Below are 18,748 nucleotides of genomic sequence, written 5' to 3'. Positions count from 1 at the left end.
CGGGACGGGTGGCGCAGCGGCCGTAGGTCCTGTGTGATGAACGTTACGAACTCACACCGCCGTGCGGAACAGCGGCGATGGTGGCGTTTGTGGGATCCCACAAATCAGCTTGCTCCGATGCCGAGGTTCGCAACGTCTTCTTGTCGACCTTCCCGACGCTGGTGCGTGGCAACACGTCGGTGGCGACGATCTGCTCGGGTAGCCACCACTTGGGGACGCGCTCGGCGAGCTCGTCGAGTACGGCCTGCGAGGACAGGCGCTCGCCTTGGTGGAACACCACGAAGGCGACGGGTCGTTCTTGCCAGCGTGGATGTTTGACCGCGATCACAGCGGCATCGGCGACCGCCGAGTTCTGCAGGAGAGCCTGCTCCAATGCGACCGAGCTGATCCACTCGCCGCCGCTCTTGATGAGATCCTTCGCGCGGTCGACGATCTCGAGGTAGCCCTGCTCGTCGATGATGCCGATGTCGCCGGTGCGCAGCCAACCGTCGACGAACTTGTCGGGGTGTGATTCGTTGTAATAGGTCGTCGCCACCCAGGGTCCGCGCATCAGCACCTCGCCTTGCGACTTGCCGTCCTGCGGCACCTCGGAGCCTTCGGCATCGACGAGTTTCCAATGCAACCCCGGCAGCAGCCGCCCCTGTTTGCGGACATGGTCGTGCCGCAGTGCGGGGTCATCGTCTGCTGCGGCCGGAGGGCGGGAAAAGGTTGCCATGGGCGAGATCTCGGTCATGCCCCAGCCTTGAAACACCCGCACCCCGAGCTTGTCCTCGAGGTCGGCGATCAACCGGACCGACGGCGTGGACCCGCCGAGGACCAGGGCCCGCAAGCTGCTGAAATCGGTTCCTGAGGCGACCGCGTGGTCGAGCAGGTCGACGGCGACCGTCGGAACCATGCCTGTATACGTCACGGACTCGGCGGCGACGATGGTGGCTATCTGAGGCGGAGTCGGATGGGGCCCGGGCAGAACCTGTTCAGCGCCGGACATCAACGCGGCGAACGGGATTCCCCAGGCGTTGGCGTGGAACATCGGGACCACATGGCACACCCGATCCCGCTCGCTGATCGCATGACCATCGGCAAGGCATGCAGCGAACGTGTGCAGGTACAGCGCGCGGTGGGTGTACCCGACGCCTTTGGGAGCACCCGTGGTCCCGGAGGTGTAACAGAGTGCCGCGAGATCGTTTTCCGTGCGCGGTGGGATTTCGGCGAGGAGTGTCGACTCGGCGATCAGTTGTTCGTATCCGGCAACAGCGTCGGCGTATTCGGGCTCGTCGGTGACCACCACCTTCATCTGCGGTCGGCGCGACCGTGTGACGTCCAGCAGTGGCAGTAAGGATGCATCGGCGAAGATCATCGTGTCATCGGCGTGGTCGACGATGTAGGCGATCTCGTCGGGCTCCAGGCGCAAGTTCACCGTGTGGAGAACGGCGCCCGCAAGGGGTATGGCCATGTACAACTCGAGATGGCGATGGTGATTCCACGCCAGCGTCGCGACGCGGTCGCCTGGCCTGACGCCCAGTTCGACAAGTGCTCCCGCCAACCGGATCACCCGATCGGCGTACGTCGCGTAGTCGTAGCGATGGGTCTCGACGCCCTCGGTGTACTCTATGATCTCTTTGCGGCCGAACATGTCTCGGGCACGGAACAGAAAATCGGTGATCAGTAACTGGCCGCCGATGGGGGAGAGCTGGTTCACGCAGGCACCTCCGCGTTCTCGGCCAGGCGCGCACGCACGGCCGGTACGACTCGCGATGCCAGCAGCTCGATGCGGGCACTTCCGCTGTCCACCGATTCGCCCGGAAGTTGTGCCCAGAAGTGCACGTCCTTGATTTGCGGTGTCGCGCGCAGCATCGTCGTGAAGGCCTCGATCGCGGTGTCGGGGTCGTACAAGGTGAACGATCCGGCCTGCAGGAGCTGGGCGGGGTCGGTGAATTGGGGAATTGTTCCGACAGGACCGAACGCGCCCATGCCGATGTACATGTTGATCTGGTACATCGCGTACTCGCCGATGCGCGCCCACTCGCGTTCGGGATCGTCGGCGATGATGGCCCACTGCCCGGCGTAGACCTTGCCGTCCGCGCGCGATTTCCCGACCTTGTCGAGGGCGTCGAGGTAGATCGGGTGGTGATGGTTCTGGGTACTGAGGAAGCCGTCGGCGATGCGGGCGGCGCGTTCGATGGCGACATCCGCCATGGCTCCGACGAGGAGTTCGGGGTTCGACTCGGGGACGGGCGTCACCGGTAGGCCCGGCTTGCTGAAGCGTTTGCCGGTGAACTCCTCGGACGACCCCGACCACGACCGCCGGATGATCTCGGCGCCTTCTTCCAACAGGCTCGGGCGATTGATGAGGTTGCGGTCGAAAGCCTCGAACTCCGGGGCCCAGTAGCCCTGGCCGATGCCGAGCGAGAACCGGCCGCCCGTCAGCAGTGAGAGCGTGGCTGCGTCCTCGGCCAGCCGTATCGGGTTGTGCAGTGGGGAGACGACGAGGTTGGTGCCGATCCGCATGGTGGTGGTGCGTTCGCCGATCGCGCCGGCGAGGACGAACGGCGACGGTGTGTATCCGTCGTCCATGAAGTGGTGTTCGGTCAGCCAGACCGAATCGATGCCCATGGATTCAGCCCAGCTGATCTGGTCCATGGTCTGCTGGTAGAAACTGGCGAATCCTCGATTCGCCCCGGCGGGATTGCGGAAGTCGTACCAGAGTCCGAAACTGCAGTCGCTCACGTCGTCGTCTCCTCAGCAGCGGTGAATGTGTCTGCTTCCAGGAGACCTGCTGTGGTTCCGATCACAAAGGGGTTGTCGGCGGCGGTGTTGTCGGGTTCCACAACGGTCCCTACGCCTGCAGATTCGGTCGTTCAGCGACGTGAGCGGTCGATCTCTTCGCGGCCGCCGGTGAGGTCGGCGGTGTCCGCGGCCTCCCGGCCCGCCGCCCAGCCATGCGCGTTGGATACCGACTGCGATGTCGAGGACATGCTCGGGAACTGTTCCGCGAAAGCCGCGCTTACGGCCTCGTCTCGTTCGGTGATGATCGGGATCAGCGCGGAGCCGTAGCTGATCGACGCACTTGCTGTCGCGCGTTCACGGGCCTCGCTGAGTCGCTCGCCGATCCGGGATGCGTACGCCAGCAGGAACGATCGCCGAAAGCTCGGCGAGCGACTGGCGCGATCGCGGCCCGCTTCGGCCAGCGCATGCGCGCTTTGCACCAGCAGCGACGTGAAGAGCAGTTCGACCAGATCCAGGTCCACGGGCATCCCGACCACACTGACCAGGCCGTAATGCTTGAACCAAATCACCTTGGCCGCGTTGGCATCCGACACCGCCTGCACGAGTGACACCTTGGCCTCGGGGTAAGGATTGTCGATCAGGAACCGGCGGGTCTCGACCTCGTCGGACAACGAGATGTGCCGTTTGGCCTCGAGCACAGCGCTGTCGATTGCGTACCGCGTCATCAGGTCTTGAGCCTTGGCTGACAGGGCTTCAGCTTCGGCGGCATACGTGGTGGCCTCGGCTTTGGCCAATAAATTCCGGACAGTGTTCAGGACTTTGGAGTCCTTCTTGGGCCCCGTTGTGCGAACGACCGAGCCGTCCCACTCGGAGGGGACGGCCATCAGAGGGGTCATCGACTGGAGGTACCTGATGCTCCCGATCACGGTGAGAAGGAAGGTCCAGAAGGCGGTCGGGTCGGTGGTCGGTCGCGTCCGCAAGGTGTCCACCACCGGCGAGATCGATGGGTCGCCATCATCGACGCCGAGTTCGTCGAGCTGACGGATCCAGTCGCCGGGAGCCTTCGCCCGTGCCGATGTTCGGCTCGAGTGGGACCGCAGCGTTTCAAATGCCAGGTACATCTCGAGCTTGTCCAGATCGCGCGCGAGGGCATGGAGGAACTCGCTAGGTTGCCATCCGTTCAGGAACACTTCGTCGACCGCCCAGTCGAGGACGCGAGCCGCATCGCGACGAACGAGGACTGCGTGACCGTCCTGTTCGAGGGCCAGCACCTCGCCGATGACGTCTTGCAACGCGGCCGGATCCTTGCTCGGACCGACCGCGTACACCGTGCCCTTCCTGATCAGCTCGGAGATGTTGAGGTTCTCGTGCTGCGCACTTCGGCGGGTCTGGTGTGTGTCCTGACCCTCGGCGCGTTGGGGCTTACCGGAAGCCCGCTGCTGCTTCTTTTTCTTGGCGGTGCGGCGTTGCTGGCTGTGACGGCTCATTGTTCCCTCGCTGCACTTTGCATTCTTCGGGGAAATCCCCGTGGATTGGTCACGGTGACACCGGCACCCAGCGATGCCTGAAATCCAGCACCGTCGACAGTATTTCGAAGTCGTGGTCGTGATGAACGACGGTCAGGTCGTGTCGCCGAGCCAGGACCGCGGTCAGCAGATCGATCATGCCCACCGCGCGGTGTCGTCCCTGCTCGGCGAGAATCCTCTGGACGTCGAAGGCCGATTGCCACTGCTCGTCGTCCGCGGCGAGGTACTCGTAGGACAGGCGACGGTTGTCCCGAACCCGTTCGTATTCATCGGGTGTCCTGGCTGAATACAACGCTTCGGCGTCAAGGCCCGCCCACGTTGCCACTTGGCCGCTCTCGATCAACGGGATCACTTGCGACGCGACTTGTGGACTCCGCATCCGCGCTGCCGCGCTGGTGTCGATGATGTACCGGGCGACTACCGCCATACCTGGTCCCGAAGATTTCTGTCGGCCATCGATTCCAGCCCGCCCTGTGACAGCCACTCGATCTCCCTGGCACGAGCCGACATCGCGGCCGCATGACGCAATGCCGCACGGACCGTGTCGGAGACGCCCGACGTCCCCAACTCGAGTTGGGCGGACGCCAGCAGGTCGTCGTCGAGGTCGATCAGGCGCTTGGTCACAGATCCTCCAGGTGTATATGCTGCAGACAAGCTGAGTATATATACTGAGTCTGCTGGAGCCCACCGTTCATAGATTTAGACGGATCCGACTTCGGATCGGTTTCAAGACGTTCGAACCGCGATGCCTCAGACTGATGGCCATGACTGAGCAGGATTCGGATAAGAGGCCGTTCTTCGGCTGGCAGTTGGCCGGCGACACGGCCGTGGTGGCCCCGCACGAGCGACTGAGCTGGCCGAAAACCGTGGGCATCGGGTTGCAGCACGTGGTGGCCATGTTCGGCGCCACCTTCCTCGTGCCCGTACTCGCCGGATTCCCGCCCGCAACGACGCTGTTGTTCTCCGGTATCGGCACCATCCTGTTCCTGATCATCACCCGCAATCAGCTGCCCAGCTACCTCGGCTCCAGCTTCGCGATCATCGCGCCGGTGCTGGCCGCGACCGCATCCCACGGCCAGGGTTCGGCGCTCGGCGGCATCGTCCTGGTCGGTGCGCTGCTGGTGATCATCGGCGTCGTGGTCCACTTCGCCGGAACCGGCTGGATTCACGCGCTCATGCCTCCGATCGTCACCGGCACGATCGTGGCGCTGATTGGATTGAACCTGGCGCCGACCGCGAAGACCAACTACGAGCAGGACGCGCTCACCGCGACACTGGTGCTGGTCCTGCTGATCGCATCGCTGATCCTGTTCAAAGGACTGATCGGCCGGCTGGCCATCTTCGTCAGCGTGGTGCTGGGTTACTTCTTTGCGCTGGTGCGCGACAAGGTCGACACCGACCCCATCGGGGCTGCCGACTGGATCGGCTTCCCGGAATTCCAATCGCCGACCTTTCATCTGTCGGTGCTGCCGATGTTCCTGCCGGTGGTCCTGGTGCTGGTGGTCGAGAACATCGGGCACGTGAAGTCCATCAACACCATGACCGGACTGAACTACGACAAAAAGATCGGTCGCGCACTCGCGGCCGACGGTCTGGCCACCGTGCTCGCCGGCAGCGGGGGCGGTTCTGCCACCACCACCTACGCCGAGAACATCGGCGTCATGGCCGCCACCAAGGTCTACTCGACGGCTGCCTACTGGGTGGCGGGCGTCGCGGCCGTCCTCCTGGGTCTTTCGCCCAAGGTCGGTGCGGTGATCGCATCGGTGCCGCCGGGTGTGCTCGGCGGAGTGACGACTGCGCTGTACGGTCTGGTCGGCATCCTGGGTGTGCACATCTGGGTGACCAACAAGGTCGATTTCTCCAAGCCGGTCAACCAGTTCACCGCCGCGATCGCGCTGGTGATCGGTATCGCCGACTTCTCCTGGACGCTCGGCGATCTGAGCTTTGGCGGGATCGCTCTGGGCGCCATCGCCGCTTTGCTGATCTATCACGTCATGCGCGTTGTCGGGGGCTGGCGCGGGACTGTGGTGGTGGACAAAGCCGATGCGGACTCACCGCACTGACTTGGTGACCTGACTGATGTTGAACTGCCAACGCTCCACGATGTGGAAGCCCAACCTGGCCGGAACCCGGTAGGCGTACGTCGTCCCAAAAGGACCGCCCGGGGCGAGGTTCGGCCCGACGTCGCGTGAGCCGAGAGCGGGGTCGCGTTCGGCGATCGTCCAGATGACAGAGCACGCGTTGATCTTGTCGCGGATCAGGTGGGGCGCGATGTTGTCGTCCCACAGCCGCCCCTCTTCGCGACCCGTCCTGCCGAGGCCGACGTCGACCAAGTCGGCGTACGCATCCGGACGGGCCGACAGGAGCGGCCGGATCGGTCCTGGTTCCCACGTGACGTTGTCGTCGAGCAGCAGACAGTCGCCGGGCGAGGACTGCGCAGCAATGGTGTCGGCGACCTGGCTGTAATCCATCTTGAACTTCGCGTAGTCCCCGCGTTGGGTGATCCAGTTCGGAACGGCCGCGATCGCGAACGCCAGCAGTAGTGCGGCGATCAGTCGCGGCTTGCGGGCGACTGTCACCACGCTGACCCCCAGCAAGAGAGCCGCGCCAGGTGCGGTGAACGAGAGATACCGGTCGACGTAGATCGGCTGGGAGACGATCGAATACACGAGCAGGCCGACGGTGGGCACGACCATCCACACCACTGAGATCGCAGCGGTCTCGGCCTGGCCTTCGAACGCCACCACCTTCCGTCGCCGCACATAGAGCCATGCTGCGATCGCGACGACGACGTACGCGAGGACTCCGAACAGCATCGAGAAGTCGAAGTATTGCGTGAGCAGCACGTTGCCGAAAGTCTTGTGGTCGAGTGGGTCGATCCAGCTGAGTTGCCCCGACTGCGCCCTCATGAAGACGAGATAGGGAATGAGCACGACGAGTGCGCCGGCGGCAGACAGGGCCCACGACCGCAGGACGACCCAAGGGAGGCGGAGCATCACCAACGCGCACAGATGCACACCGATCAGCATCAGCAGGTGAATGTTGACCAAGACAGCAAACACCACCCCGACCGCGTACAGCAGCCACATCAAGCGAGACGTTCGACGGGCGGCGACGATCAGGATGACGGTCAACCAAACCGATGCCAGGGTCGCCAGCGCGTAGGGTCGCGCTTCGATACCGGCTGACGTGATGCGCGGTAGAACCGCGAAGATCACCCCTGCGCTGAGCGCAACCGACCGCGTCGACAAGAGCCGCCCCAGCGTCACCACACCTGCGGCCGCAACGCCAACCGCGAGGCTGCTGGGTATCCGTGACCACAGCTCCGTGTGCGGGAAGATCTCGAACCACCCGTGCATCAGCAGGTAGTAAAAAGTGTGCGCCGAGTCTGTCGAGGACACGAGCTCGAACAGTTCGGGCAACGGCCTTGTCGATGCCGAAATGGTCGCGGCCTCGTCGTACCAGAACGACGGATTCGCCGATCCGATGATGCTGACGACGAGTGCCAACACGGCGATGAGGATCGCGTCGATCACTGGCGCGCGTCGGAGCAGAGAGCCCCGCGCGGCCGGCGACGCGGTGTCGGTCGTCAGGTCGTAACTCCGTCCGAAAGGTCGATGCAAGTGCTTGCCATCGTCTCATGACCGCCGCTGGGCGAATGAGGATGTCGGGCGCTCGATGCCTCGGTAGCCCGGCCGCTGCGTCTCTGTCCCCGATCTGGAAGCTGTACTCGGTCATCGGGCTACCAGCGATCGATCTTCTCGCGGCCGCCGGTGAGGTCGGCAGCGTCGGCGGCCACCCGTCCGGCCACCCATCCGCGGGTGTTGGTGACCGACTGCGTGACCGGGGTTGTAGCAGGGTAGTCGGTTGCGTTGTTGTGACGCTCGGCGGCGTCGGCTGTTGCGGCTCACTGTGTCCCCCCGGATGCCTGAGCCGGCGACGTGGTGTCGCTCTGGGGCAGACGTTAGGACAGCGGTCTGACAAGAGCCGAATACATCTCGGCGGGATGCGCGATCAGAACTTGTACACGCGCTCGGCGTTCGCCGAGTAGAACCGCACCTGCTCGTGCTCGGCGGCGCCGCCGATGATCGTTTCGAGCGATTCCTGCAGCTGCGCGTAGTCACCCGCCATGTGCTCGATGGGTATGTTGCTTCCGAAAGCGACGCGGTCCCAGCCGAACACATCGATCGCCTTCTCGATCCACGGGCGCAGCACCGCGGCCGACAAGTCGCGTGTGGTCATGCCCAGACCGGAGATCTTGCACAGAGCGTTCGTCTCTGTCGCGTACGCACTCACCGCTGCTTCCCATGTCGACCGCGAGAACGGGTCGGTGCCGACCGGCCAGCCGGTGTGCTCGACGACCACATCGAGCTCGGGATAACGACGCAGGATCTCGATCCAGTCGGCCGCCGTGTCGGACTGTGAGGACACCTCGAAGATGAAGTTGTGGGCCTGCAGCCACGACAGCACGGTCTTGGCGGCCTCGGACCCGGGTTGTAGGCCGTACAGCACCCGGACGCCGCGGAAGCGCGTCGAGGCCGCCTGACGCTCGAGGTCGGTCATGAGTTTGCCTGCGGCCAGGGTGGGATCCACCGATCCGATGATCACCAGGTCGAGGTCGCGTTCGCCGGCGTAGGCATCGATCCACTCGGTCTCGTCGAGATAGCTACCGGGTTTGGTGACCGCGGATACGTGCACGAACTTCTTCACGTCGAAATCGCCTGCCGCTGAGCGGTAATCGTCGATGAGGAAGTCGCGGTACAGGTCTGTGCCGACGCTGGTCGCGAAGTCCTCCAAACCGGGGTACCAGTCACGCCTGCTGACTTCCCACAGGTGAACATGTGCGTCGACGACGGGTGTGGACACAGTTACCTCCTCGACTACAGACGGCTCGCTGACGTGGCGAGATTGACTTCCAGGACCGTGCCGCTGGTGTATCCGGGATCGTTGACCAGATACATCACTGCGCGGGTGACGTCTTCGGGTTCGAGCCAGGGGATGCCAAGCGGACTCAACGCGGCGAACCTCGGTGTCGCATCATCGATGGTGGGGGATTCGATGTCGGGGCAGAAAACACCGAAGGTACTGGGATTCATCACCATCGGGGTGTTGACCGTGGTGGGGCAGACGACATTGGCGGTGATCCCGAACGGTCCGTTTTCGATGGCGACGGTTTTGATGAGGCCGATGATGCCCCACTTGCTGGCACCGTAGTGGCCGAGATTGGCCATACCGCTGCGCCCGGCACCGGACGAGATGGCGATGATTCGGCCGAAGCCCGCCGACGCCATCGTCGGGAGCACGGAGCGGATGCAGTTGAAGGTGCCGGTGAGGTTGGTGTCGATCATGTCGCGCCAGACCTCGTCGCTGATCTCGGAGACCGTAGAGAACCCGCAGATGCCCGCGTTGGCGATCAGTATCTCGACGCCGCCCAGATCGACCACTGCGCGTTGTACGAGATCATCGACGGCCTCGCTGTCGCGGACGTCGACCACGGTGGCGGTGGCGACCCCGCCCTCGCTGCGGATCATGTCGACCGTGGCGTCCAGGTCGTCCTCCGTCGGCATCTCGTACGGGACGGTCTCGATCTGGCGGGCGATATCGGCGACGATGACATGGGCGCCCGCTGCGGCGAGCGCACGAGCGTGCGCGCGTCCCTGCCCACGGGCTCCACCGGTGACGATGGCCACCCGTCCGTCCAGTTCACGTGCCACTGTCGGTCCTCTCCACGCGCTGATCAGCCCAGTTCCCGTCAACCTAACAAGACGCCGACGGCAGGTTGCCGAAAACTGCAATCTGGCGCCACAGGCTCCAGGAACGAACTCGGTAGCCCGGGCATGGTCGAAGGGAGGGAAAGGTCTAAGGGTCTCGTCGAAGGCTGAACGCCACGATCAAGGGCCAGATCAGGTTTGCCGTCACGCAGATCCTCTCGGAAAGCCCCAGCAGGTCACCGCCCTGCGTCTCGTACAGCACCCAGCCGAGCACGGCGAGCAACACACCAGCGGCGGCGATCGACACTCCGGGGCCAACTGCACGGGGCGCTGCCGGTGACCTCGACAGCGCGGTCACCGGCCACACCGCATACAACCCCAGGTTGCCGCCGGCCACGACGAGGTGGGCACTTTCGTTCAGATCGACGGGGATGAGCGCGACCAGGACGCCACACACGCCGGCAACCATCAGCGTCATCCGCGCGACGCGGCGAACCCCATTGAGCCCCAAGGCGGTGACGATCGTCAACGCACCGCTCAACCCGATGCCCAGCGTCATCACCCAGCCGCCGGGGTCGATGGTTGCGAGGTCGCTGATGGTCTGCCGCGCGGCGTCGTAGCTGTCGGGCGCCATGATGCCGGCGATGACGATGGTCGCGACCAGAACAACAGGTGCGGCAAAGGCGGACAACAACGCAGACGTCCGAACTGACGCGGTTCCCGCCATGGAGGCTCCTGTAGTCGTTGTGCCGCTGTTCGCCACTGACCACCAACGTACGGAACCTTCTCACCAAGGCACGGGGCCACCGGCGTCGACGAATGTTCCGGAGACCGCATTCGCCGGCAGCAACGCGGCCCGCACCACCACCTCGGCGGCCTCGTCGGCGGTCAGCGGCGCTTGTGACTTGTTGCCCGGTGTGAGGTCGGTCTGGACGTACCCCGGGCACACCGAGGTCACCTTGATCGGGGAGTCCGCGAGCATCTTCGACAGACCGATCGTGATGCTGTTGAGTGCGGCTTTGGATGCCTGATACGCGGGCACGATCATCGAGAAGTACTGCGACATCGGGTCTTGTTGTTCGCTCAGCGAACCGAACGTACTGGAGACGTTGACAATTCGTCCCGCGTCACTGCGTCGGAGCAGGGGCAGCATCGCCTCGATCACATACAAGGGACCGACCGTGTTCGTGTAGAACGTCTGTGCCGCGGCTCCAGGATGGACGAACTCGATGTCGCCGGCGGCAGTGGCTTCCGGCAGCACTCCGGCGTTGTTCACCAGCACATCGAGACGGCCGTACCGGGTGCGCAGTTCGCTCGCAGCGCAGCGGGCACTCTCGAACGAGCTGACGTCGAGTCTCTGCCCTACTGCATCGATCCCGCTCGCCTGCAGTTCCGCAACGGCCGCCGCAACTCGGCCGGACGTCCGCCCACTGACGATGACAGTGTGGCCGGCTCGCCCGAGAGCGGAAGCGACCGCAAATCCAAGACCGCCCGTGGACCCGGTGACCAACGCTGTTCTCGACATGACTTCTCCCTTGTTCTCCGCCAACCACTTCGGCGCGTTCACTGACCGTCCTTACATCCTCTGTCGGCCGAGCAGTACGTCGCTGGCGGAAATCGGACGTGGCGTTGAGAGTGGGTCTCGGGGACACTGGCGGCATGGCTTCCGGAGCAGAGAAGAAACCGAGCAGCGCTGAATTGACGGAGAAGATCCGTGAACTCCTCAGCGCCAGGTCGTCAGACTCGAGTATCTGCCCGTCCGACGTCGCTCGCGCAATGAGTCCCGATGACTGGCGGCCGTTGATGGACCCGGTTCGCGAGGCCGCGGGTGCGATGGTCGACGCCGGGGAAGTCGACATCACCCAGAAAGGTGAAGTCGTCGACCTCGCTACCGTGCGTGGACCGATACGTATCCGCTGGGCGCGCTGAGCGACAAATCTGCTCCACTTCTAGTGATCTGCTCCAGTTCCAGGGCCCTGGAAGTGGAGCATCTTGCGAGAAGTGGAGCATTTGCGCTGCGGGGTCAGGGCTTTGGCTTCTGGGCGTCCAACATCCGCTCGCGGAGGCTGTCGTAGATCGGCGGTGAGCCCGCGAGCTGAGCGACCAGGACGGCAGCGGCCGTTGCGGCAATCATCGGTACGGTGACCGACGTGGTGGCAGTCATCTCGATGACGATGACGACGCCGGTGATGGGTGCCCGGACGACGGCCCCGAAGAACGCCGCCATCCCCACCAAGGCCATCGCGACGGTCAGCGACGAATCGACGCCCGGCACAACCGCATCGGCGAGACCGACGAACAGCACACCCCACAGTGCGCCGACCGCCAGCAGCGGAGCGAACAGGCCGCCCGGTGCCGCCGATGCGTACGACAGTGGTCCGGCGATCAATCGCACGGCGAGATACCCGGCGATCACGGGTAGGGCCACGCTCCCGCCGCCGATCAGCTTCTGAGCAAGGGTGTCGCCACCACCCGCGGTGAGCGGATCGATCGCCAGCAACGCACCGATGATCGCCCCGATGATGGCGGCTTTCGAAACGCCCGGAACACGACCGACTCGCGACACGAGTTGGAGTAATCCGAGGATCACCCGGTTGTAGAAGATCCCTAGTAGCCCTGTCAGCAGACCGAAGACGACGAAGACGGGCAGCAACGCGACCGACGGGGACTGCACCGCACCCACCAGGAAGTCAGGTCGATCGCCCATGATGATGCGCGAGCACCCCACGCCGACCGCCACCGCGAGGAGCGTCGGGATGACGGTTCGCATCCGAAAAGTCTTGGTGACCTCTTCGAAGACGAACAACGCACCACCGATGGGCGCGTTGAACGCGACCGCCAGGCCGGCGCCGGCCACGGAGGTCTGCATCAGCCGGACGTCGTCGTCATCGAGATGAGCGCGCCGGCCTGCTTCGGCACCGATGGTGGCACCCATGTGCACCGTCGGGCCTTCGCGGCCCAGGATCATTCCCGAGCCGATCGAGAGCAATCCACCGACGAACTTCGCGGGCAGCACCAGCAGCGGCGGCGGGTCTGATTCACCTCGGGAGACGGCCTCCACGTGCTGGATGCCGCTGCCGGAGGCGAGGGGGATCTGCCGGACGATCAGTGCCGCCAGCGCAGCCCCGGTCGCGGTGATGGCAACAGGGACGAGCCAGCCGGGTCCGGGCAGCTCGTGGGCCCACCGGAGCATCTCGACCCGCCATTCGTCCGCTTCGCGTAGACACCACCTGAATGCACCGCCGATGAACCCGATGGCGACGCCGGCAACGATGGCCAGCCCACACAGCGTGGCCATACCGCGCATCGACGCACCGGCCTGATCCGAACCTTCACCCTGATCTGAACCCCCGCCCTGATCTGAGCCCGTGCCCTTATCCGAGCCCCCGCCCTGATCCGAACCTTCCGAAGGTTCCGCCATCTTCTCTCCCCAAGCGGCCGACGAATACCCGCATCACACGATGCGCGGTACCTGTAGTTGTATCAAGTAACGCACTTCGGTGATCGCCGAGCAGAAGGGTGGACCCATGACGTCGCCGTACCCGGTGGAACCACCGGAACCGCCGTCGCGGGGTCCGTCGCGTCTGGTGATAGGTCTGCTGATCACGCTTGCTGTGCTCGTGACCGTCGGCCTGGTGGTCTTTGCCATCGGACTCGTCCTGGACAACGACGGAACCACCAACCGCGGAAAGTCCACGGTCACGGTGACCGAGACCCCGCCGTCGACCGCACAGAGCCCGGCGACGACCACGAGTCGGTCTCCTGCCAGTAGCGCCACCACGACGACGAAACCCACCCGGTCCCCGGCGGGGCTGTTCGGCAACGCGCCGCTCTCGCCCGGAATGTGTGAGTCGAACGGGCTGTGCCGGCTGTCCAGCCCGACGGGCAACTTCATGTGTTACATCGATGCCGCGCGCGCCACGTGCACGGCGCCCCGGGGTGAGAAGCTCATCAACGGTCAGACCGTCAATGCGATTTCCGTCGACGAGGCGGGAAACACCGAACTGGCGACGCTGTCGTCGGGGTCGGAGAAGCTGATCGACAGGCCCGAGATCGGTAAGCATGTGTTTCCGTACGGAAATCAGGTGACCGCGTTCGGATTCACCTGTGCCGTCGCAGAATCGACCGGCGTGAGTTGTCGGCAGGACGACAGCGGGAAAGGTTTCAGTGTGACGAGGCAAGACTATTTTTTCTTCTGACCGACACGTACTGGATGATCCGGTATCTGCCTCACTCACAGGCTTCCACGCCCATCTCGCCGAGACCGCGGGGCGGGTGCGGCGCTACCCGCTTGATGTAGGGCCCTTCATGGCGATTCCGCAGGAGCCGGCACCGCAGGACTGGGCGGACGCCGCGGCGCTGATCGGGACGTCGCACGCGATCGTCTTCGCGTCGGCGCCGCTCGCACCGACTTTCGACGCCGTGACGTCGAGTCTGGGGTTGGTACAGATGGTCGCCCGCGACGTCGCCGGGGTCGTCGATCCCGCGGTGGAGCAATTGACGTACGCGGACGTTCCCGAGATCCTTGCCCTGACAGCGCTGACCAAACCCGGCCCGTTCCTCGACCGGACTATCGAACTCGGCAACTATTTCGGGATTCGCGACGAAGGCAAATTGGTCGCCATGGCGGGAGAGAGGATGCGCGCTCCGGGCTGGACGGAGATCAGTGCCATCTGCACCGCACCAGAGCATCGCGGAAAAGGGCTGTCGGTGCGGTTGATCCGTTCTCTGGTGCATCAGATCAATCAGCGCGGTGAGCAGGTCTTCCTGCATGCTGTCGACACGAATCCAGCCATCGGGCTGTACGAGTCCCTCGGTTTCGCCATCAGACGTCGGTTCACGGGAATCTCCATCGCCGTCCGTAACTGACGTTTGTGCGGTGGCGGCGACAACGCGATGTTCGGAATGTCGTAGTGTTCTGGTCGTTGAGGTCCCTGGGAAGTCGGTGTAACTCCGGCGCGGTCCCGCCACTGTGATGTTTGCTCGCCGACGCGAGTGAACCAGCCAGATACCACCCTCGACGCAGCACGGTCACCCCACGAGGATGGAATGGCGGCACTTTGAGAACTCATGGCGGAGCTCTGTCTCCGTTACGCGCAGCACCCCCTGAGCAGTTGGAGCGACGCCGCAAGCGGCTCCGCCCGCTCGTGGTGCTGCCCGTGTTGGCCTTGTTCACGCTGGTGTCGGCGATCTGTGCGCTGGGCTTCGGGGCCGAGATGTTGCCGGTCTCCACGGTCGTCGACGTCATCCATTCCCGGTTCGGTGGGCCCGCGGTGACCCGTTCGGAACTGGCGATCGTCTGGGGCATCCGTGCGCCGCGGGTGCTGATGGGTCTCATCGTCGGCGCCGGGCTGGCCGTGGCAGGCGCGGTGGTTCAGACGCTGGTGCGCAACGCCCTGGCCGACCCGCATCTGCTCGGAGTCTCCTCCGGCGCCAGTGTGGGCGCCACCGCCGTCATCACGACCGGATTTCTCGCGAGCTTCGGCATCTGGTCGCTGAGCTTGGGCGCGATGATCGGCGCGCTCGCCGCTGCCGCGCTGGTGTTCTCCATCGCTGTGATGCAAGGCGGGATAACCCCCTTGCGGCTGGTGCTGACCGGAACTGTCATGGCGTCGGCACTCTCGGCCATCGCGAGCTTCCTGGTTCTGCGTGACAACGACTCTCAAGCCGCACAGTCGGTCCTGTTTTGGTTACTCGGCAGTTTGGCGGGTGCGTCCTGGGACAAACTGTGGCTACCGGCGGTGGTCATCGTGTTGCTGACCTGCGCGGTTGCGGCCATTCACGGGTGGCTCGATGCGCTTGCCGCAGGCCCTGATGTCGCTGCCTCCAGCGGTGTCCCGGTCCGGGCCTTGCGTAACTTCCTGTTCGTTGTGCTCGCCGCCATGGTCGGCACGATGGTGGCGGTGTCGGGAGCCATCGCCTTTGTCGGCCTGGTCATCCCGCATATCACCCGGATGCTGGTAGGTGCCCGTCATCGATGGGTTCTACCGGCCGCTGCCTTGATCGGGGCTGCGTTTCTCGTCTGGGTCGACGTGGTGGCTCGCACTGCGCTGCGGCCCACGGAGATTCCCCTCAGCGTTGTCACCGGTGTCATCGGGGCCCCGTTGTTCTTGTTCATCCTCGGGCGACGTAGGTACATGTTCGGGGGCAGCGCGTGAGCGATGCGGTGATTCCTGTTGCCCCGGTGGCCCCTGTTTCACTGTCGGCCGCAGATGTTCGGGTGAGGATCGACGGACGCGCGATCATCGACGGAGTCGACATGCAGGTCGACGCGGGCAGCGTCGTCGGTCTCGTCGGACCCAACGGCTCGGGCAAGTCGACCCTGCTGCGGGCGCTTGTCGGCCTCGGCCCACGTCACCAGGGTTCGGTGCACCTCGGTGATCTGGCGTTGGAATCTCTGTCCGCGCGGCGCCGCGCACGCCTGGTCGCGTTCGTGGCGCAGGAGGAGGAGATGCCGTCCGACCTCCTGGTGCACGAATACGTTGCGCTGGGACGGCTTCCACACGCCCGGCCGTGGAGCATGGGCCGGGCCCGAGATGACCGCGCAGTGGACAAGGCGCTCGACGCCGTCGGCATGGCCGCACTCGCGCACAGTCCGGTCGACAATCTGTCAGGCGGCGAACGGCGCAGAGTTGTTCTCGCTCGCGGTCTTGCCCAGGATTGCGGTCTCGTCGTTCTCGACGAACCGACCAACCACCTCGACATCAGGCACCAACTCGAGCTTCTCGGTCTGCTGCGTCGACAGGGCCGGACCATTCTGATGGCGATGCACGACCTGAACCTCGCTGCAGCCGTCTGCGACCGCGTCTACGTCCTGCATGAAGGAAAGGTGCTCGCGCACGGCGCACCCGAGGTGGCGCTGAGCGTCGAAGTCCTCGCGGAAGTGTTCGGCGTGCAGGCTTTTCGGTTGGAGAACGTCGCAACCGGTCGCACCCACCTTGTTTTCGAAGACACTCTCGCACGTGTACCAAGAGGAGAAGAGACGAAATGAAGCCAACTGTGATGCGGCGGCGTTCCATGGCGGTGGCGCTACCGGCTGTGGCTGTACTCGCACTGGGTGCGTGCTCGGCCACCGACCCGATCGAGGAGACCGAATCCGCCACCTCGGTGACACTCGAGAACTGCGGGACCGAGGTCACCTACGATCTGCCGATCGAGAAGGTGGTCGCCACCAGCAATAGTGCGAACATCGGCACGATCCTGCGGGTGGGTGGACTCGACAAGCTCGCGGCAGTGACGTTGAACGCCAACAATGATGCGGTGATGGAGTCGATGTTCGGTCCCGGCATCGCCGGCGTACCTCACCTCGACGGGACGATCACGATGGAAACCGTCTTGGGCAAGCAGGCCGACCTGGTCGTCGGTTCATACAGCGGTCTGTTCAAGGGTGCATCCGGGGTGACGCCGGAGTCACTCGGGCAGAACGGCATCGGAGCGTACATCATCTCCGACAGTTGCCGGCAGGGTACTGCGCAGGATGCGCCGATGGGGACGATGGGACCGTGGGACGCCCTGCGTGCGGACGTCGCCAACTACGGCAGCCTGTTCGGGACGCAGGACGAGGCAACGGAGGCCGCAACCGAACTCGACACCCGCCTCGATCGCCTCGAGCAAGCGCCGCAGCCCGACACTGCGCCGCAGGTCCTGATCTACGACAGCGGCGAAGAAGATCTGTACACCAGCGGTGGAAACGGCGCGCCCAACGGCATCATCGACGCTGCTGGCGGGACGAACGTCTTCGCCGATGTCGACAACACCTGGTTCCGGGCGAGCTGGGAGACCGTCGCCGGTGCCGAACCAGACGTCATCGTGATCATGGACTACAAGAAGAGCTCTGATGAGGTGCAGGGCAAGATCGACGCGATCAAGGCCCGTGAAGGCTTGCGCGACCTGGACGCGGTCAAGCAGAACCGATTTGTCGTCTTACCTCTCGCGATGTTCACCAGTGGGTTTCCCAACATCTATGGTGCAGAACAGCTGCGCGGCAAACTCGAAGAATTCGCACTGGTGCCCGAGAGCGGTGCCGACTGGTCTGCGGCGCCGAACCAGTGAGTCGGCGAACGGTTGTCGTGGTGCGCCCGACGGTCAGCGGTATCGACGAGGTCGCCACCCGAAGGCTGATCGATCAGGTGCGGTCGGCAGCGCAACAGGACGTGCGGTTGGCCTACCTCGACGTCGGGTCGCCGAGTGTCCACGAGGTGCTCGACGAGGCTGTGGTGGACGGTGTGAGTGACGTCGTACTGCTCCCGGTCGCCGTGCCCCGCGACAAGTATCTGACGACCTGGACCAGACGCGCGGTGGCGAACTGGTCGGAGACGCGGCCCGCAAAGCAGCTGACTGTGACGATGCACGAGCCGGATTCGCTGGCCGATGCAGTCGCGTCGCATCTCGGCGGACTCCTCGACGAGCCGGGGACACCGATTCGGGACAGTCCGGCGTCGTACCGGAGTCCGGCGTGGTCGACGATCGAAGCGCACGATCGACATGTGCTGATCTGCAAGGGTCCTCGGTGTATGGCGTACGGCGCCGGGCCGCTGCATCGTGCGCTGACGGCGAACTCGAAGAACACGGAGACCAAGGTGACCGGGACCGGCTGCCTGAGCCCTTGCAATCTGGGTCCGCTGGCGATCGTGAACCCGCCCGGCGAGTGGTACGGCCACCTCCACCCCGAGGACGCGAGTGCGCTGGTCCGAGACCAGGTGATCGCGGGCGGCCTCGCGCACAAGCGGGTGCCGCGCTGACCGTGTCCTCCCGGACCGAGATACTGGTGAGGTCAGACGGCGA

At 64.6% G+C, this 18,748-nt stretch carries 19 protein-coding genes and 1 riboswitch; of the genes, 8 read left to right on the top strand and 11 right to left on the bottom strand.

The window, feature by feature from the left end:
* Nucleotides 1-43 precede the first annotated feature (43 nt).
* The 5 genes from DFR67_RS06985 to DFR67_RS06965 form a co-directional block, all read right to left on the bottom strand.
* Complete coding sequence (locus tag DFR67_RS06985; protein WP_245937781.1) at nt 44-1,699, bottom strand: long-chain-fatty-acid--CoA ligase; 1,656 nt, start codon at nt 1,697-1,699, stop codon at nt 44-46.
* Nucleotides 1,696-2,727 carry an LLM class flavin-dependent oxidoreductase gene (locus tag DFR67_RS06980; protein WP_110468655.1) on the bottom strand — a complete coding sequence of 344 codons (1,032 nt, stop codon included), beginning with the start codon at nt 2,725-2,727 and terminating at the stop codon, nt 1,696-1,698. Before DFR67_RS06980 ends, DFR67_RS06985 begins: the two co-directional genes overlap by 4 nt.
* Nucleotides 2,728-2,858: 131 nt before the next feature.
* Nucleotides 2,859-4,214: a DUF2786 domain-containing protein gene (locus DFR67_RS06975; RefSeq protein ID WP_110468654.1), complete on the bottom strand. Its 1,356-nt coding sequence runs from the start codon at nt 4,212-4,214 to the stop codon at nt 2,859-2,861.
* Between the two features lie 49 nt (nt 4,215-4,263).
* Nucleotides 4,264-4,680 (bottom strand): PIN domain-containing protein, encoded by a 417-nt coding sequence (locus tag DFR67_RS06970; RefSeq protein WP_110468653.1) that lies wholly within the window; start codon nt 4,678-4,680, stop codon nt 4,264-4,266.
* Nucleotides 4,671-4,877, bottom strand: a complete 207-nt coding sequence (locus tag DFR67_RS06965; protein ID WP_110468652.1) for a DUF2191 domain-containing protein — start codon at nt 4,875-4,877, stop codon at nt 4,671-4,673. The genes DFR67_RS06970 and DFR67_RS06965 overlap by 10 nt, the downstream gene beginning before the upstream one ends.
* Nucleotides 4,878-5,017: 140 nt before the next feature.
* Here DFR67_RS06965 and DFR67_RS06960 point away from each other — a divergent pair, with 140 nt between their 5' ends.
* Complete coding sequence (locus DFR67_RS06960) at nt 5,018-6,316, top strand: uracil-xanthine permease family protein (RefSeq protein ID WP_110468786.1); 1,299 nt, start codon at nt 5,018-5,020, stop codon at nt 6,314-6,316.
* Here DFR67_RS06960 and DFR67_RS06955 read toward each other — a convergent pair.
* From DFR67_RS06955 to DFR67_RS06935, 5 genes are all read right to left on the bottom strand, one after another.
* A complete protein-coding gene (locus DFR67_RS06955) occupies nt 6,305-7,789 on the bottom strand; it encodes a glycosyltransferase family 39 protein (protein ID WP_146240389.1) in 1,485 nt (494 codons plus the stop codon). The two genes, DFR67_RS06960 and DFR67_RS06955, sit on opposite strands and share 12 nt — an antisense overlap.
* 478 nt (nt 7,790-8,267) lie before the next feature.
* Nucleotides 8,268-9,119: an amidohydrolase family protein gene (locus tag DFR67_RS06950; RefSeq protein ID WP_158539914.1), complete on the bottom strand. Its 852-nt coding sequence runs from the start codon at nt 9,117-9,119 to the stop codon at nt 8,268-8,270.
* 14 nt (nt 9,120-9,133) lie between these two features.
* Nucleotides 9,134-9,967: a mycofactocin-coupled SDR family oxidoreductase gene (locus DFR67_RS06945; protein ID WP_110468649.1), complete on the bottom strand. Its 834-nt coding sequence runs from the start codon at nt 9,965-9,967 to the stop codon at nt 9,134-9,136.
* A 145-nt stretch (nt 9,968-10,112) separates the two neighbouring features.
* Complete coding sequence (locus DFR67_RS06940; protein ID WP_110468648.1) at nt 10,113-10,691, bottom strand: DUF998 domain-containing protein; 579 nt, start codon at nt 10,689-10,691, stop codon at nt 10,113-10,115.
* A gap of 60 nt (nt 10,692-10,751) precedes the next feature.
* Nucleotides 10,752-11,489, bottom strand: coding sequence for an SDR family NAD(P)-dependent oxidoreductase (locus DFR67_RS06935; RefSeq protein WP_110468785.1), 738 nt, complete (start codon nt 11,487-11,489; stop codon nt 10,752-10,754).
* A gap of 134 nt (nt 11,490-11,623) precedes the next feature.
* Here DFR67_RS06935 and DFR67_RS06930 point away from each other — a divergent pair, with 134 nt between their 5' ends.
* A complete protein-coding gene (locus tag DFR67_RS06930; protein WP_110468784.1) occupies nt 11,624-11,893 on the top strand; it encodes a DUF3253 domain-containing protein in 270 nt (89 codons plus the stop codon).
* Between the two features lie 94 nt (nt 11,894-11,987).
* On the opposite strand, the gene DFR67_RS06925 is transcribed toward DFR67_RS06930, so the two are convergent.
* A complete protein-coding gene (locus DFR67_RS06925; protein ID WP_110468783.1) occupies nt 11,988-13,271 on the bottom strand; it encodes a ClC family H(+)/Cl(-) exchange transporter in 1,284 nt (427 codons plus the stop codon).
* Between the two features lie 220 nt (nt 13,272-13,491).
* On the opposite strand from DFR67_RS06925, the gene DFR67_RS06920 reads away from it, so the two are divergent.
* The 6 genes from DFR67_RS06920 (at nt 13,492) to DFR67_RS06895 (ending at nt 18,705) form a co-directional block, all read left to right on the top strand.
* Nucleotides 13,492-14,163, top strand: coding sequence for a hypothetical protein (locus DFR67_RS06920; protein ID WP_146240388.1), 672 nt, complete (start codon nt 13,492-13,494; stop codon nt 14,161-14,163).
* A 109-nt stretch (nt 14,164-14,272) separates the two neighbouring features.
* Nucleotides 14,273-14,833: a GNAT family N-acetyltransferase gene (locus tag DFR67_RS06915; protein WP_245937780.1), complete on the top strand. Its 561-nt coding sequence runs from the start codon at nt 14,273-14,275 to the stop codon at nt 14,831-14,833.
* Nucleotides 14,834-14,875: 42 nt separating this feature from the next.
* Nucleotides 14,876-14,999, top strand: a riboswitch (cobalamin riboswitch).
* A gap of 124 nt (nt 15,000-15,123) precedes the next feature.
* A complete protein-coding gene (locus DFR67_RS06910) occupies nt 15,124-16,122 on the top strand; it encodes a FecCD family ABC transporter permease (RefSeq protein ID WP_425451252.1) in 999 nt (332 codons plus the stop codon).
* Entirely contained in the window at nt 16,119-16,955 is an 837-nt protein-coding gene (locus tag DFR67_RS06905) for an ABC transporter ATP-binding protein (RefSeq protein WP_245937779.1), read from the top strand. Before DFR67_RS06910 ends, DFR67_RS06905 begins: the two co-directional genes overlap by 4 nt.
* Nucleotides 16,952-18,016, top strand: coding sequence for an ABC transporter substrate-binding protein (locus tag DFR67_RS06900; RefSeq protein ID WP_245937778.1), 1,065 nt, complete (start codon nt 16,952-16,954; stop codon nt 18,014-18,016). The genes DFR67_RS06905 and DFR67_RS06900 overlap by 4 nt, the downstream gene beginning before the upstream one ends.
* Nucleotides 18,013-18,705, top strand: a complete 693-nt coding sequence (locus DFR67_RS06895) for a (2Fe-2S) ferredoxin domain-containing protein (RefSeq protein WP_110468644.1) — start codon at nt 18,013-18,015, stop codon at nt 18,703-18,705. The genes DFR67_RS06900 and DFR67_RS06895 overlap by 4 nt, the downstream gene beginning before the upstream one ends.
* The last annotated feature ends 43 nt before the right edge of the window (nt 18,706-18,748 follow it).

Origin of the sequence: Williamsia limnetica, assembly GCF_003217475.1 — a bacterium.
Lineage (GTDB): Bacteria > Actinomycetota > Actinomycetes > Mycobacteriales > Mycobacteriaceae > Williamsia > Williamsia limnetica.
The sequence above is the reverse complement of the archived record's forward strand: the minus strand, read 5'-3'. Positions and strand labels throughout refer to the sequence as shown.

What these genes read in the sequence shown, in the direction of transcription:
- DFR67_RS06975 (WP_110468654.1), bottom strand. Translation starts at nt 4,214, where the DNA reads ATGAGCCGTCACAGCCAGCAACGCCGCACCGCCAAGAAAAAGAAGCAG.
- DFR67_RS06970 (WP_110468653.1), bottom strand. Translation starts at nt 4,680, where the DNA reads ATGGCGGTAGTCGCCCGGTACATCATCGACACCAGCGCGGCAGCGCGG.
- DFR67_RS06960 (WP_110468786.1), top strand. Translation starts at nt 5,018, where the DNA reads ATGACTGAGCAGGATTCGGATAAGAGGCCGTTCTTCGGCTGGCAGTTG.
- DFR67_RS06940 (WP_110468648.1), bottom strand. Translation starts at nt 10,691, where the DNA reads ATGGCGGGAACCGCGTCAGTTCGGACGTCTGCGTTGTTGTCCGCCTTT.
- DFR67_RS06935 (WP_110468785.1), bottom strand. Translation starts at nt 11,489, where the DNA reads ATGTCGAGAACAGCGTTGGTCACCGGGTCCACGGGCGGTCTTGGATTT.
- DFR67_RS06930 (WP_110468784.1), top strand. Translation starts at nt 11,624, where the DNA reads ATGGCTTCCGGAGCAGAGAAGAAACCGAGCAGCGCTGAATTGACGGAG.
- DFR67_RS06925 (WP_110468783.1), bottom strand. Translation starts at nt 13,271, where the DNA reads ATGCGCGGTATGGCCACGCTGTGTGGGCTGGCCATCGTTGCCGGCGTC.
- DFR67_RS06920 (WP_146240388.1), top strand. Translation starts at nt 13,492, where the DNA reads ATGACGTCGCCGTACCCGGTGGAACCACCGGAACCGCCGTCGCGGGGT.
- DFR67_RS06915 (WP_245937780.1), top strand. Translation starts at nt 14,273, where the DNA reads ATGGCGATTCCGCAGGAGCCGGCACCGCAGGACTGGGCGGACGCCGCG.
- DFR67_RS06900 (WP_245937778.1), top strand. Translation starts at nt 16,952, where the DNA reads ATGAAGCCAACTGTGATGCGGCGGCGTTCCATGGCGGTGGCGCTACCG.